Consider the following 14,574-nt stretch of genomic DNA (forward strand, 5'->3'; position numbering starts at 1 on the left):
GTTGGTGGGGGCCTTCATGCTTTTAGGGGTTCTTTTCCGTGCTCACGGGTTCCTCTCGCGTACAGACTCGCTCACGGTCCGCTCACGGTCCACGCAGGTCCCCGAGGCCCGTTCGCCGGCCTTCTCGCGGGTCCTGATTTCGCGGGCCCTGCCGAGTCCGACTGCACGGGCACTCCGGGGTTCAACGGGCCTTCCCGAGCTCCCCCGGGTTCCGGCCGGACAACGGAGAAGCCCCGGCCCAGAAGGGCCGGGGCTTCTCCGTTCGGTCACCGCTCCTCAGGGTGCGATGAAGAGTCGACGAAGCGTCAGGGCGTGATGAAGAGACCGTCGCCCACGGTTCGCTCCGCTCCGTCCGAGGGCCGGTTCACGGCCTTGTGACCGACGACCATCACGCTGGAGCCGCCGCCGTCGAAGTTGATGGCCTGCTTGGCTCCCAGCCACCGCATCAGCCGGGCCGCCTCCACCATCGAGGCGCCCACGGTGACTCCCGGGTTGCGCCCGTCGACGGTGGCCAGGATCAGCCCGCCGGACCTGTCGATACCGACCATCGTGCGCGGGTGGCGCCGGAGCATCATGTTGATCGAGGCGTGTCCGTCGGCCGCCGCGGTGATGCGTACCCGCCCGTTCCTGACCAGGCCGACCCCGCCACCCATGACGTATGTCTCGGGGGTGAGCGGAACGGCCTGCTGCGTGCGCATGTCGATGACTTTGTTGTCCACCTTCATCCAGGTTCCCTGTGCGTGTTCCTGGAGCCAGACGGCCATGAGACCGGTGCCGTGGAGCAGGTAGGTGCCCCGGGCGACGATGCCACCGGCCTGACGGACCTTGATGACCGTGCCCTGGGCGGCGTCGACGACGACCTCGATACCGCCGTTGGCGGCCGTCTTGCCGCCGAACTCCTCGGTGTAGAGGACGAGCTCCTCGGCACCGGCGGCCCGGTTGATGCCGTTGACCTCGATTTTCGCCCCGTCGGAGGAGATCGCGGTGACCGTCGTCCTCAGCTCGGTGATCCGCGCCTTGCGGCCCTGGGTGATGACGAGGCCGCTACGGCCGGGTACGGCCTCGCTGAGGAGTCTGCCGCCCACGACGGACACGCCGACCGGGTCGCCCTGGAGCGCCTTGGCCGTGTGGATGTTGAAGAAGCCACCGTTGACCCCGGCGATGGCGCCGGTCAGCTTCGACATCGAACTGGTGCTCTCGCGCTTGGCCACGCTCTTGCCGACGCTGGTCTTGAAGGATCCCTTGAACACCTTCGGGTTGACCATCAGCACGCGCATGTCCCAGGGGCCGGTGGTCTCCGTCCCGTCGTCCCCGAGATAGTCGGTCTTGGCCCGGATGTCGAACTCCTTGAGCTCCTTCACGACCTTGTCGGCCTTGGCCCGCTGGCCGAACGACCACAAGCCGGTCCGGACCATGTAACGCTCCACGGCGGGGGCGTCCGCGGCGGGGGGTTGCACGATCCTCAGGATCTCCGGGGTGAACCCCGCGGCCTCCACCGCCTCGGCCACCGTCTGCGCGGTGACAAGGGAACCGGCATCATGCCCGTTAGGCATAAGAGCGGAGACTGTCCACCCTTGGGTGGATTTGCCGTGTTTCACACTAAAAAGGGTGATTCCCGGTGCCACGTTCTGCTGGTTCTTCACCGGCGCCATGCTCACACCCAGGGGGAACGCGGAGGATGGAAACCCCGAACTCGCCTGCTCCGCCTCGGCGGGAATCGCCACGGTGGTGAGTGTCAGGGCTGTCAATCCGGCGACAAGGTGTCGCGACATGTGCATCTCTCCCCGGTGGTCTCCGACTTCGTGCACCATCGTGCCGAGATCCACGGGGGTAAGGGAGCGAAACACGCGAAACATCCCAAGAAAGTGTCATTACTCACGCGAGAACACGAGGCTGGAGGGGAACGGGCGAAGGGGAATTCGTATGCCCGTGAAGGCTCCGGCCGGGTCAACGGGCCTGGTCAATAAGGATTAGTCCCCAGATGTTTCGCCGCGCGGGCGGGAAAGCGGCGCTACGGTGCGGTAGGCCGCATTTCCTCAGATCAAGCGGCACATCTTTACGAGAGGCAGCCGTCATGGGGCTGAGCATTCTCATCGTGATCATCGCGAGTGTGTTCCTCGGTGTCATCCTCGGGGCGATCCTGACGCGTCCGCGCCGCTGGGATCTCCACATCTGCGACTACCCCGTCGACCACGTCCGCATGGACACCGCAGTGGACACCGCAGTGAACACAGCGATGAACACCGTAGTGGACACCGCGTCCGACAGACACGGCTGAACAGAGGGCACGGTCGACCGGACACCGTCGATCCAGGCGGGCCCGGCCACCGGGAAAGCCCGGGAAAGCCCACGGAGGTCACCGCACGACTTCGAGGTGCCGCACACCTTCGGGAAGTCGTAACGCGACAGGCCGGAGCACGGGCCGTGAGACGTGGTCACCGTGAAGACGGTGACCACGGAGGACGGCCGGACATCCGCGGGTCGTGCGGCATCGAGGTGCCGTGCGACCCGGGCCCCCGATTCGGTTCAGCCCACGCAGTGGTACACCTTGCGCAGGGTCTCGTGGACGATCCAGACGGTCTTGGCGCCCTCGGCGAGCAGGCAGACCGACCCGGGGACGAGCTCCAGGGTGGCGCCTCCGTCGACCTCCAGGGTGGCGCGGCCGGACAGGACCACGAACATCTCGTCACGTTCCACGTCGATCACCGTGCCCGGCGTGATCTCCCAGATGCCCCGGCTCTGCCTGCCGTCCGGCGAGGACCACAGCTCGATCGACGAGACGCGCGGGGAGCCGGCCAGGATCTGGTGGGGCTCCAGCTCGTCTGGTGACAGCCGTACGTCGTCGGTGGGGACGGAGAACGCCCCGGCGGCGGTGACCATCCGGGCCAGATCGGCGGTCTCGGGGACGAAGATCTCGGTCATGGGGGCCTTTCAGGAACGGGGACTGTCTCTTCGGAAGGACTCCAGCGCCAGGAGGGCGACGTGGAGGGAGAGACAGGATTCGACATCGTCCAGATCGGTGTCGAGGACGCGCTCCAGCCTGCGGAGGCGGTCGTAGAAGGCGGGCCGGGACAGGTGGGCCCGCTGGGCGGCGACGGCCTTGTTGCGGCCCGCGTCGAGATAGACCCGCAGGATCCTGGTGAGATCGCCGCCGCGCTGGGCGTCGTGGGCGAGCAGCGGGCCGAGCTCGCGTTCGGCGAAGGTCTGCAGCCGGGCGTCGTCGCGCAGGAGATGGAGCAGGCCTCTCAGGCGGAGGTCGGGCAGCCGGTAGAAGGCGCGGCCGTCGGGCTGCCTGACGGCGACGTCGGCTACCTGCTCGGCCTCCAGGAAACTCCTCCGCACGTCGCGGACCGACTCGACCACGGAGCCGGCGGCGAGGACGAAGGGGATCGTGAAGGTCACGCGCAGGTGGTCGGCGAGCGTGGTCAGCGCGGCCTCGGGGAGGACGCGCGGCGGCAGTGGGAGCAGGACGCCGACCCGGTTCTGGTCCAGGGCGCCGATCAGGGCGGGGAGACGGGCCTCGCGGCAGGCGGCGGAGGCCGCGTCGGCCAGCTCGCCGAGCTGGGCGAGCTGCTCCTGGCCGTCCGGCGGGTTCTCCGCGGACTCGGCCAGGCGGAGCACCACGCTGACGAGCTTGCGGCCGGTGAGCGGCACGCCGACCGCGCGGGCGCGTGCCGCGGCCTCCTCGGGGTCGGCGTACGCGTGGGTCAGGATGCCGGTGATGATCGTGCCGTGCGCCTGGCGTTCCAGTGACTCCTGGTGACGCTCCAGCAGGCGGCCCAGGGCGAGGGTGGTCGCGGCGCGCTCGGCGAGCACGATGTCGCGCGGGCCGGGCTCCGTGTCGCAGAGCAGGATCAGGCGGCCCCAGTCCTGGCCCCGCGCGCCGACCATGGTGACGAGCCAGCCGGAGGCCGCGTCGTAGGCGGTGCGCAGGTCGGGGGCGACCGCGCGGGAGCGGGTCTCCCAGCCCGCCAGCAGCGAGCCGGTGTCGCGCCCGGCGGTCTCGCAGGCCAGCACCTGGTGCGCGAGGTTCTCCAGCAGCGCGGGGTGGCCGGACAGCCGGGTGACCTGGCCGAGGACCTCCGCGGGGGAGGCGCCCTCGACCGACAGCTCGGTGAAGACCTCGTGCAGCTGCTCGGAGGCGCGGAGCTCCTCCAGCTGGCCGTCGATGATCCGGGCGTGCACCGACTCGGTGATCTGCACGAACGGTGTCTCCCTGGCCAGGGTGACCAGGGGAAGGCCGTGGTCCTCGGCGGCGCGGACCACGGGGCCGGGCAGCTCGCCGATGAACTTGCGGCCCAGCTCCACGATGAGCCCCGACGCGCCCACGGCGACCAGCTCGGCGATGTAGTCGGCCAGCTTGCCGGGGTCGTCGGGCAGCGCTATGCCGGTGGTGAGCACGAGCTCGCCGCCGCGCAACAGGTGCGCGATGTCGGTGACCTCGCCCACGTGCACCCAGCGCACCCGGCTGTCGAGCCGGTCGGCTCCCGCCACGACCCGTGGGTTGCCCCGGCGGACGGTGTCCAGGGCGAGGACGTCGGCGACAGTAGGGAGCACCCGTCGAGAATATCCGATCAGCATGTAAGCGCGAGAGGAGTGTGCTTTACAGCCTGTTTGATCCGGCCCGTTTCCGGCCTGCCCTCCCGCCCACATCCCCCCTTTCCCCCGTTTCCCGCCTGCTTTTCGCCAGCCTAGGATTACCTCACCTTTTACGGCCGAGGGGCGCGATGGTGGACATGGTTGAGACCGCCGGCACGGTGCGGGGCAGGGCCACGAAGGGTTCCTCAGGTGTGGAGGAGCTCGATCTCCGGCAGCTCCTGGCGGGCCTGACCGCCGTGCGCGACGGCGACTTCGGCACGCATCTGCCCGAGGACGGCGACGGGCTGCTGCAGGAGATCGCGACCGTCTTCAACGGGATGGTGGACCAGCTGTCGCTGTTCACCTCCGAGGTGACCCGGGTGGCCCGCGAGGTGGGCACCGAGGGGCAGCTGGGCGGGCAGGCCGAGGTGCCGGGGGTCTCCGGCACCTGGAAGGACCTCACCGACTCGGTGAACGCCATGGCGGGCAACCTCACCGACCAGGTGCGCGACATCGCGCAGGTCGCGACCGCCGTCGCCACCGGCGACCTGTCGCAGAAGATCACCGTGGACGTGCGCGGTGAGATCCTGGAGCTGAAGAACACGCTGAACACGATGGTGGACCAGCTGTCGTCGTTCGCCGACGAGGTCACGCGGGTGGCCCGTGAGGTGGGCACCGACGGCAGGCTGGGCGGCCAGGCGGAGGTGACCGGTGTCGCCGGGACCTGGCGCGACCTCACCGACTCGGTCAACTTCATGGCGGGCAACCTCACCGACCAGGTGCGGAGCATCGCGCAGGTCACCACGGCCGTCGCCAAGGGAGACCTGTCGCAGAAGATCACCGTGGACGCCCGGGGCGAGATCCTGGAGCTGAAGAACACCATCAACACGATGGTCGACCAGCTGTCGTCGTTCGCCGACGAGGTCACGCGCGTGGCGCGTGAGGTGGGCACCGACGGCAGGCTGGGCGGGCAGGCCGACGTCAAGGGCGTCTCCGGCACCTGGCGCGACCTCACCGACTCCGTCAACTACATGGCGGGCAACCTCACCGACCAGGTGCGCAACATCTCGCAGGTGGCCACCGCCGTCGCCAGGGGCGACCTGTCGCAGAAGATCACGGTCTCGGCGCGGGGCGAGATCCTGGAGCTGAAGAACACGCTGAACACGATGGTGGACCAGCTGTCGTCGTTCGCCGACGAGGTCACGCGCGTGGCGCGTGAGGTGGGCACCGACGGCAGGCTGGGCGGGCAGGCCGACGTCAAGGGCGTCTCCGGCACCTGGAAGGCGCTCACCGAGTCGGTGAACGTGATGGCCGACAACCTCACCGCCCAGGTGCGCAGCATCGCGCAGGTCACCACGGCCGTCGCCAAGGGCGACCTGTCGCAGAAGATCCGGGTCGACGCCCGGGGCGAGATCATGGAGCTGAAGGAGACCATCAACACGATGGTCGACCAGCTCTCGGCCTTCGCCGACGAGGTGACCCGGGTGGCGCGCGAGGTGGGCACCGAGGGCAACCTCGGCGGCCAGGCCACCGTGCGAGGGGTCTCCGGCACCTGGAAGGACCTCACCGACAACGTCAACTCGATGGCCAACAACCTGACCAGCCAGGTGCGGAGCATCGCGCAGGTCACCACGGCGGTCGCGAGGGGCGACCTGTCGCAGAAGATCACCGTCGAGGCGAAGGGCGAGGTCGCCGCGCTCGCCCAGACCATCAACACGATGGTCGACACGCTGAGCGCGTTCGCCGACGAGGTGACCCGGGTGGCCCGCGAGGTGGGCACCGAGGGCGAGCTGGGCGGCCAGGCGCGCGTGCCCAACGTGGCCGGTACGTGGAAGGACCTCACCGACAACGTCAACTCGATGGCCAACAACCTGACCAACCAGGTGCGGAACATCGCGCAGGTCACCACGGCGGTCGCGCAGGGCGACCTGACCAAGAAGATCGACGTCGACGCCCGGGGCGAGATCCTGGAGCTGAAGACCACGATCAACACGATGGTCGACCAGCTGTCGTCGTTCGCCGCGGAGGTCACCCGGGTGGCGCGCGAGGTCGGCAGCGAGGGGCGGCTGGGCGGGCAGGCCGAGGTCGAGGGCGTGTCCGGCACCTGGAAGCGGCTGACGGAGAACGTCAACGAGCTGGCCGGGAACCTCACCCGCCAGGTGCGCGCCATCGCCGAGGTGACCAGCGCGGTGACCTCGGGCGACCTCACCCGCTCGATCACCGTCGACGCCTCGGGCGAGGTGGCCGAGCTCAAGGACAACATCAACTCCATGGTGAAGTCGCTGCGCGAGACCACCCTGGCCAACCAGGAGCAGGACTGGCTCAAGTCGAACCTGGCCCGCATCTCCGGGCTGATGCAGGGCCACCGAGACCTCGCGGTCGTGGCCGAGCTGGTGATGAACGAGCTCGCCCCGCTGGTCTCCGCCCAGCACGGCACGTTCCTGCTCGCGGAGGAGAAGCCGGACGGCTCGGAGCTGCGGGTGGTCGGCTGCTACGGCCACCGGGAGACCGCGCGCCGCCACTTCTTCGGGGACTCCCTGGTGGGACAGGCCGCCGTCGCCAAGCGGTCCATCCTGGTCGAGGACATCGCCGCCGGATACATCACCGTCTCGTCGAGCCTGGGAGCGGCCGGTCCGGTCAACCTCATCGTGCTGCCGATCATCGTCGAGGACCAGGTGCTCGGGGTGATCGAGCTGGCCAGCCTCAACCGTTTCACCCAGGTGCACCGGGCCTTCCTGGAGCAGCTGGTGGAGACCATCGGCGTCAACGTCAACACGATCGTCGCCAACGCCCGTACCGACTCCCTGCTCACCGAGTCGCAGCGCCTCGCGACCGAGCTCCAGGTCGGGCAGGAGGAGCTGCAGCGCTCCAACGCCGAGCTGGAGGAGAAGGCGGAGCTGCTGGTCCGGCAGAACCACGACATCGAGACGAAGAACCGGGAGATCGAGCAGGCCCGGCAGGAGCTGGAGGACCGGGCCAAGCAGCTCGCGCTCGCCTCCAAGTACAAGAGCGAGTTCCTCGCCAACATGAGCCACGAGCTGCGCACCCCGCTCAACTCGCTGCTCATCCTGGCCCAGCTGCTGGCCCAGAACCCGGCCCGCAACCTCACCGCCAAGCAGGTGGAGTACGCCAACGTCATCCACTCGGCGGGCACCGACCTGCTCCAGCTGATCAACGACATCCTCGACCTGTCGAAGATCGAGGCGGGCAAGATGAACATCAGCCTGGAGCCGCTGCCGCTGCGCCAGCTCCTGGACTACGTCGAGGCGACCTTCCGCCCGCTGACCACGGAGAAGGGGCTGCGGTTCGACGTCGTGGTCGCCCCCGACGTGCCCGAGGAGCTGCTCATGGACGAGCAGCGGCTCAGGCAGGTGCTGCGGAACCTGCTCTCCAACGCGGTGAAGTTCACCGAGAGGGGCTCGGTGGAGCTTCGCATCGAGCGGGTGGGCACGATGAACCCGCCGGGGGCGTACGGGCAGGAGGCGCTCGCCTTCCAGGTCGTCGACACCGGCATCGGCATCGCCGAGGAGAACCTCTCCCAGATCTTCGACGCCTTCCAGCAGGCCGACGGCACGACCAGCCGCAAGTACGGCGGCACCGGCCTGGGGCTGTCCATCAGCCGCGAGATCGCCGCGCTCTTCAACGGCGAGATCCGGGCGGTCAGCGCCCTGGGCTCGGGCAGCACCTTCAGCCTCTACCTGCCGATCGCCGAGCTCACCCCGGGCACCGCTCACGCGGCCACCGGAAGGAGCCCGGTCTCCGCCTCGGTCCTCCCGGCGCTTCCCGCGCCGGTGGCCGTACCCATGGAGAGGTTCCCGGGAGCGGACGGGCGGCGGCTGCTCGTCGTGGAGTCCCGCCCCAACGGGCTGCTCTCGCAGCTGGCCGAGAGCGTCGTGGCCGACCTGCCCGAGACGCACGGTCCCGTGCAGGTGTCGACCGCCAACGACCCGGTCTCCGCCCTGGAGATCCTGGGCGCGGACGACCACCACTGCATCGTGCTCGACCTGGGCATGCGCCAGGACGCGGCGGCCGACTTCCTGCGCATGCTGGACGACGACCCGGTGCTGCGCGGGCTGCCGGTGCTCGCCCACCACACCCGCACGCTCACCCGGCCGCAGGAGAACCTCCTCAAGGGACGGTCCAACACCCAGCCGCTGGAGCGCCTGCCCAGCCTCGACGAGCTGCGCGAGCGCATCACCCTGCACCTGTCGGCGCCGGAGCCGGGCGACGTGCTGCCGCTGGTGCAGCCCAGCCCCGACGAGCGGCCGCAGCAGGTGGAGGAGATGGACACGGTGCTGGTGGACAGGAAGGTCCTGGTCATCGACGACGACGTACGCAACGTCTTCGCGCTCACCAACATCCTGGAGCTGCACGGCATGCAGGTCCTCTACGCGGAGAACGGCCGCAAGGGCATCGAGATCCTGTCGCGCAACGAGGACATCGACCTCGTCCTGATGGACATCATGATGCCGGAGATGGACGGCTACGCCGCGACCGCCGCGATCCGCAAGATGGCCGACTTCGCGGACCTGCCGATCATCGCGGTGACCGCCAAGGCCATGCAGGGCGACCGGGAGAAGACCCTGTCCGCGGGGGCCAGCGACTACGTCACCAAACCCGTCGACGCCCAGGAGCTGCTCCGCCGCATCCAGCGGTGGCTGGAGATCTAGAGCCATCCGGCCCGCCCGCCGTGACCGCGCCACGCGCCGCGTCGCCCACGTGCTCAGCGGGTTCGCCGTGGCCGTGCCGGGCGGCTTCGGGGTCTCAGTGTGAAGCGGGGCCGTCGTCTCCGTCGGGTGAGCGGACCCGGGCCGCCGGGGGGAGGCGGTTCGCCGGAGGTGAGGCCGCGCGGCTCAGGCGGGCCTCCAGGCCGTCGAGGAAGCAGGTCAGGCCGAACTCGAAGTTGAGCGCCCTGGAGGTGTCGACGTCCATGTGCCTGAACTCGGCGTAGCGGGCGGCCAGCTCCGGATGGGCGGCCGCGGCCTTCTCCACCACGGGCTGGATGGACGCGTTCAGCTCGTTGGAGCTGAGGCCCGTCTGCTCCAGCATGGAACGCCAGGAGAGCTCTGGCGCGGTGACCCCGAGCACGTAGGCCAGGAGCGTCGAGGCGGCGTAGTCCTGGTCGGGGCCGCGGAACCCGGCGCGGTCGAAGGTGGCGACGAGCCCGCTCATCATCCGCATCGCGTTGGGGCCGATGGCGGGGGTCGTCCCGATGAAACTGATGACCCAGGGGTGCTTGAAGAGCGCCTGGCGGATGCCGTACGCGAAGGAGGAGGCGGCGTTGCGCCAGGTGGTCTCGACGTCCAGGACGCTGAACTCGCCGTAGACCTCGTCGAGGACGAGTTCGAGGAGCTCGTCCTTGTTGGCCACGTGCCAGTAGATGCTGGTGGCCCCGGAGCCGAGCCTGGCGCCCAGGCGGCGCATGCTCAGGGCGTCGAGCCCCTCGGCGTCGAGCAGCTCCATCGCCGCGCGCACGATCTGCGCGCGGCTGAGGGTGGGACTCTTCGCGGCGCGCTGCTCGCGCGTCCAGACGGAGCTGAAGTGCTCTTTCACGTTTCCAGCATAAATCCGATGACACGGTGTTCGAGGTTATCGTACAGTGTGCGAGTGGAATCGAACACTGTACGAGTCGAACGCGATCCGAGGCGCTGGTGGATCCTCGGAGTGCTCTGCCTGAGCCTGCTGGTCCTCGTGGTGGACAACACCGTGCTGAACCTGGCGATCCCCGCCCTCATGGTCGACCTGGGGGCCAGTCCGGCGGACATCCAGTGGATCATCGACGCCTATGTCCTGGTCTTCGCCGGTCTGCTGCTCACCTCGGGCAGCCTGTCCGACCGCTACGGCCGCAAACGCTTTCTGATCATCGGCCTGGTGCTGTTCGGCGGCGCCTCGCTGATCGCCGTGCTGGTCACCGAGCCCTGGCACCTGATCGGCGCCCGCGCGCTGATGGGCGTCGGCGGCTCCATCCTGATGCCGAGCACCCTGTCGATCCTGATCACCGTCTTCGACGAGGAGGAGCGCCGCAAGGCGATCGCCGCGTGGAGCGCGGTGGCGATGGTCGGCGTGATCGCCGGTCCGACGCTGGGCGGCTTCCTGCTCGAACACTACTGGTGGGGGTCGATCTTCCTGCTCAACGTGCCGGTCGCGGCCGTCGCCGTGATCGCGGCGGCGCTGCTGATGCCCGAGTCGCGCGGCCCGGCGCGAAGGCTCGACCCGGCCGGCGTGGTGCTGTCCACGGTCGGCGTGAGCGCCCTGGTCTACGTGGTCATCTCCGCGCCGAAGGCGGGCTGGACCTCGGTGGAGTCGCTGGTCGGCGCCGGGGTGGCGGTGGTCGCGCTGGCGGCCTTCGTGACCTGGGAGCTCAGGTCGGAGCACCCGATGCTCCCGCTCGAACTGTTCCGCAACCGGAACTTCAGCGGGGCGTCGTTCTCGATCGTGCTGATGTCGTTCGGCACGGGCGCGCTGCTGCTGATGCTCACCCAGTACCTGCAGTTCGTGCTGGCCTACGGTCCCATGCGGGCCGGTCTCGCGTTGCTGCCGTACGCGATCGCCGCCGCGCTGTTCAACGGGGTCGGCGCCGGGCTGGGGCAGAAGGTCGGCAACCGGGTGCTGGTCGCCGTCGGTCTCGCCGTGATGGCCGGCGGTTTCGGGGTGCTCGCCTTCATGACCGCCGACACCGGGTACGGCCTGCTGATCACCGGTCTCATGCTCATGGGGATCGGCGGCGGCCTGGCCGGGCCCGCGGCCTACGCGACGCTGATGGGAGCGGTGCCGCCCGCGCACGCGGGTGTCGGGTCGGCGCTCAACGACACCGTCCAGCAGGTCGGCATGGCGCTGAGCATCGCCGTGCTCGGCAGCGTGCTGGCCGGGGTCTACACCTCGTCGATGCCCGCCGACGCCCCGGCCGCCGCGCGCGAGTCGATCGGCGAGGCGCTGCGGCTGGGGGACGCGGGAGTGATCGGGACCGCGCGCGAGGCGTTCGTCTCGGCCATGTCGTTCGGCTCCTGGGTGGGGGTCGGCTTCACCCTGGCCGCCGCCACGCTGGCGTTCCTGGTGCTGCGCCCGGCGCCCGCGCCCGGGGCCGGTTCGGACGCGGACCTGGTCAAAGCGGAGAGCTGAGAGGTCCTCCGGGCCGCCGGTCCCGGGCTTTCGCCCGCCGGTGGCCGAGTTCGCCGATGGCCGATCCGCCGGGGCAGGTCGGCCATCGGCGCGGGTGGCCGGGAGCGGTGCCGGGAGCGCCGTGTACTCGCACCGGTGACGGATGAGCCATGAGAACCGGACATGATTCATGTATTTCAGGTTGCTTTGATAGGAAATCTGGGCGATGCTGGACTTTACCCGACCTCATGACTACCGAAGCTCGGGCGGGGAACCTGGGGGGTGCTCCGTCCGGCCCTCCTGTGCGGCTCGCGCCATCCGTCGCGTGGCGCGAGCCGCATGGGACGCGTCACGGAGCGCGAGCCGCACAGACCCTCACGAAGCCCTCACGAAGCCCTCGCGAAGAGCGATTCGTGTCGGCGGGACCTGACAGTGTGATGGGTTCGGGGTAATTATCCCGACATGTTGCAGGTATGAGCGGTGGCGCCGAGAGGCGATACTCGATGTATGTCGGACCTCCTTGCGCGCCATCGCGCGGTAATGCCCAACTGGCTGGCCCTTTACTACGACGAGCCCATCGAGATCGTCTCTGGCAAGGGAAACCGTGTCGTCGACGCGTCGGGCAAGAGCTATCTCGACTTCTTCGCGGGCATCCTGACCAACATGATCGGGTACGACGTGCCCGAGGTGCGGGAGGCCGTCGAGCGGCAGATCGCCACCGGCGTGGTGCACACCTCCACGGTCTACCTGCTGCGCGGCCAGGTCGAGCTGGCCGAGAAGATCGCCAGGCTCTCCGGCATCCCGGACGCGAAGGTCTTCTTCACCAACTCCGGCACCGAGGCCAACGAGACCGCGCTGCTGCTCGCGACCTACGCGCGAAAGTCCGACCAGGTGCTCGCCATGCGGCAGAGCTACCACGGCCGCTCCTTCGGTGCGGTCAGCGTCACGAGCAACCGCGCGTGGAAGAACAACTCGCTGTCGCCGCTGAACGTGCACTTCCTGCACGGCGCCGACCGGCACCTCACCCAGTTCCGCGGCCTGTCCGACGGCGACTACATCGCGGCCTGCGTCGACGACCTGCGCCACGTGCTCTCCACCGCCGTCTCCAACGACGTGGCGGCGCTGATCGCCGAGCCGATCCAGGGGGTGGGCGGCTTCACCATGGCCCCCGACGGGCTGTTCGCCGCCTACAAGGAGGTCCTCGACGCCGAGGGCGTCCTGTTCATCTCGGACGAGGTGCAGACCGGCTGGGGGCGCACCGGCTCGGCCTTCTTCGGCATCCAGGACCACGGCGTCACGCCCGACATGATGACCTTCGCCAAGGGGCTGGGCAACGGCTTCGCGGTGGGGGGCGTCGTCGCCCGCGGCGACCTGATGGACGGCCTCCACGCCGTCGGGCTGGCCACCTTCGGCGGCAACCCGATCTCCATGGCCGCCGCCAACGCCACCCTGGACTACGTCCTCGACCACGACCTGCAGGCGAACGCCGCCAGGACCGGCGCCGTGATCATCGACGGGCTGCGCGAGGCCGCGCCACGCCTGCCGATCGTCGGCGACGTCCGGGGCAAGGGCCTGATGTTCGCCGTCGAGCTCGTCGACCCGGCGACCGGCGAGCCCTCGCCGGCCCTCGCCACCCGGTTCATGGAGGAGACCAGGAAATCCGGCCTGCTCGCGGGCAAGGGCGGCCTGAAGGGCAACGTGCTCCGGATGGCCCCGCCGCTCACCCTCACCCTCGACGAGGCCGCCGAGGGACTCGGGATCATCGTCAGCGCGCTCGAAACCGTCAACGCCGAGGTGGCCCCGTGAAGAACGTCACCCACTGGATCGGCGGCGGTCCCGTCGAGGGCTCCGGCCGTACCTCGGAGATCTTCGATCCCGCGACCGGGGAGGTCTCCGGGCGGGTTCACCTGGCCTCCGTCGCCGAGGTCGACGCGGTCGTGGCCGCCGCGGTCGCGGCCTGGCCCGCGTGGCGGGACGCCTCGCTGGTCAAGCGCTCGCAGGTGCTGTTTCGCTTCCGTGAGCTGATGTACGCCCACCGCGACGAGCTCGCCCGGCTCATCTCCCAAGAACACGGCAAGGTCCATTCCGACGCGCTGGGCGAGGTCGCCCGGGGGCTGGAGGTCGTGGAGTTCGCCTGCGGCATCCCGCACCTGCTCAAGGGCGGCTTCTCCGAGGGGGTCTCCACCCGGGTCGACTCCTACTCCATCCGCCAGCCGCTGGGCGTCGTCGCCGGGATCACCCCGTTCAACTTCCCGGCCATGGTGCCGATGTGGATGTTCCCGATCGCGATCGCCTGCGGCAACGCCTTCGTGCTCAAGCCGTCGGAGAAGGACCCCTCGGCGTCGCTGCTGATGGCCCGGCTCTGGACGGAGGCAGGGCTGCCCGACGGCGTCTTCGGCGTCGTCCAGGGGGACAAGGTGGCGGTGGACCGGCTGCTGGAGCACCCGGACGTGCGCGCGGTCTCGTTCGTCGGCTCCACCCCGATCGCCAGGTACGTCTATGAGACCGCCACCGCCCACGGCAAGCGGGTCCAGGCACTCGGCGGCGCCAAGAACCACATGCTGGTCCTGCCCGACGCCGATCTCGACCTCGTCGCCGACGCCGCGGTGTCGGCCGGGTTCGGCTCGGCCGGGGAGCGCTGCATGGCGATCTCCGTCGTGCTCGCCGTGAACCCGGTCGGCGACGACCTGGTCGACAAGATCGTCTCCCGGGTGTCGGAGCTGACCGTCGGCCCCGGCGACGACCCGGCCTCGCAGATGGGCCCGCTGGTCACCGGGGTCCACCGCGACAAGGTCGCCTCCTACCTGGACGTGGGCGTCTTGGAGGGCGCGAAGCTCGTCGTGGACGGCCGGCTCACCCCCGTCCTGGGCGGCGCCACCGCCCAGGAGAGCCCTGGCT

General features: G+C 69.6%; 9 protein-coding genes. 5 read left to right on the forward strand and 4 right to left on the reverse strand.

Translation table 11 applies throughout. The features are described from left to right. Positions 1-305 precede the first annotated feature (305 nt). Positions 306-1,553: a phosphodiester glycosidase family protein gene (locus ACSC1Q_RS42625; RefSeq protein WP_436764448.1), complete on the reverse strand. Its 1,248-nt coding sequence runs from the start codon at positions 1,551-1,553 to the stop codon at positions 306-308. Positions 1,554-2,074: 521 nt separating this feature from the next. Between ACSC1Q_RS42625 and ACSC1Q_RS42630 the strand changes: the two genes are divergently transcribed. Next, the gene (locus tag ACSC1Q_RS42630; RefSeq protein ID WP_436764449.1) at positions 2,075-2,278 is read left to right on the forward strand and encodes a hypothetical protein; all 204 of its coding nucleotides are present in this window, start codon (positions 2,075-2,077) and stop codon (positions 2,276-2,278) included. A 248-nt stretch (positions 2,279-2,526) separates the two neighbouring features. On the opposite strand, the gene ACSC1Q_RS42635 is transcribed toward ACSC1Q_RS42630, so the two are convergent. Together ACSC1Q_RS42635 and ACSC1Q_RS42640 are read right to left on the reverse strand one after the other, a co-directional pair. Continuing rightward, positions 2,527-2,922 (reverse strand): cupin domain-containing protein, encoded by a 396-nt coding sequence (locus tag ACSC1Q_RS42635; RefSeq protein WP_436764450.1) that lies wholly within the window; start codon positions 2,920-2,922, stop codon positions 2,527-2,529. A gap of 9 nt (positions 2,923-2,931) precedes the next feature. Beyond that, positions 2,932-4,557: a PucR family transcriptional regulator gene (locus tag ACSC1Q_RS42640; protein ID WP_436764451.1), complete on the reverse strand. Its 1,626-nt coding sequence runs from the start codon at positions 4,555-4,557 to the stop codon at positions 2,932-2,934. A 179-nt stretch (positions 4,558-4,736) separates the two neighbouring features. Here ACSC1Q_RS42640 and ACSC1Q_RS42645 point away from each other — a divergent pair, with 179 nt between their 5' ends. Beyond that, positions 4,737-9,248, forward strand: a complete 4,512-nt coding sequence (locus ACSC1Q_RS42645; protein WP_436764452.1) for a hybrid sensor histidine kinase/response regulator — start codon at positions 4,737-4,739, stop codon at positions 9,246-9,248. A gap of 94 nt (positions 9,249-9,342) precedes the next feature. On the opposite strand, the gene ACSC1Q_RS42650 is transcribed toward ACSC1Q_RS42645, so the two are convergent. Further along, positions 9,343-10,131, reverse strand: a complete 789-nt coding sequence (locus ACSC1Q_RS42650) for a TetR/AcrR family transcriptional regulator (RefSeq protein ID WP_436764453.1) — start codon at positions 10,129-10,131, stop codon at positions 9,343-9,345. A gap of 54 nt (positions 10,132-10,185) precedes the next feature. On the opposite strand from ACSC1Q_RS42650, the gene ACSC1Q_RS42655 reads away from it, so the two are divergent. The 3 genes from ACSC1Q_RS42655 to mmsA form a co-directional block, all read left to right on the forward strand. Next, positions 10,186-11,697, forward strand: a complete 1,512-nt coding sequence (locus ACSC1Q_RS42655) for an MFS transporter (RefSeq protein ID WP_436764454.1) — start codon at positions 10,186-10,188, stop codon at positions 11,695-11,697. Between the two features lie 486 nt (positions 11,698-12,183). Beyond that, on the forward strand, positions 12,184-13,482 hold the full coding sequence (locus tag ACSC1Q_RS42660; RefSeq protein WP_436764455.1) for an aspartate aminotransferase family protein: 1,299 nt from the start codon (positions 12,184-12,186) through the stop codon (positions 13,480-13,482). Beyond that, positions 13,479-14,574: CoA-acylating methylmalonate-semialdehyde dehydrogenase (gene mmsA, locus ACSC1Q_RS42665; protein ID WP_436764456.1), on the forward strand; the 1,096-nt coding region annotated here is incomplete at its 3' end. The genes ACSC1Q_RS42660 and mmsA, both read left to right, overlap by 4 nt.

Origin of the sequence: Streptosporangium heterodermiicola, from assembly GCF_051390675.1 — a bacterium.
Taxonomy (GTDB): Bacteria; Actinomycetota; Actinomycetes; order Streptosporangiales; family Streptosporangiaceae; genus Streptosporangium.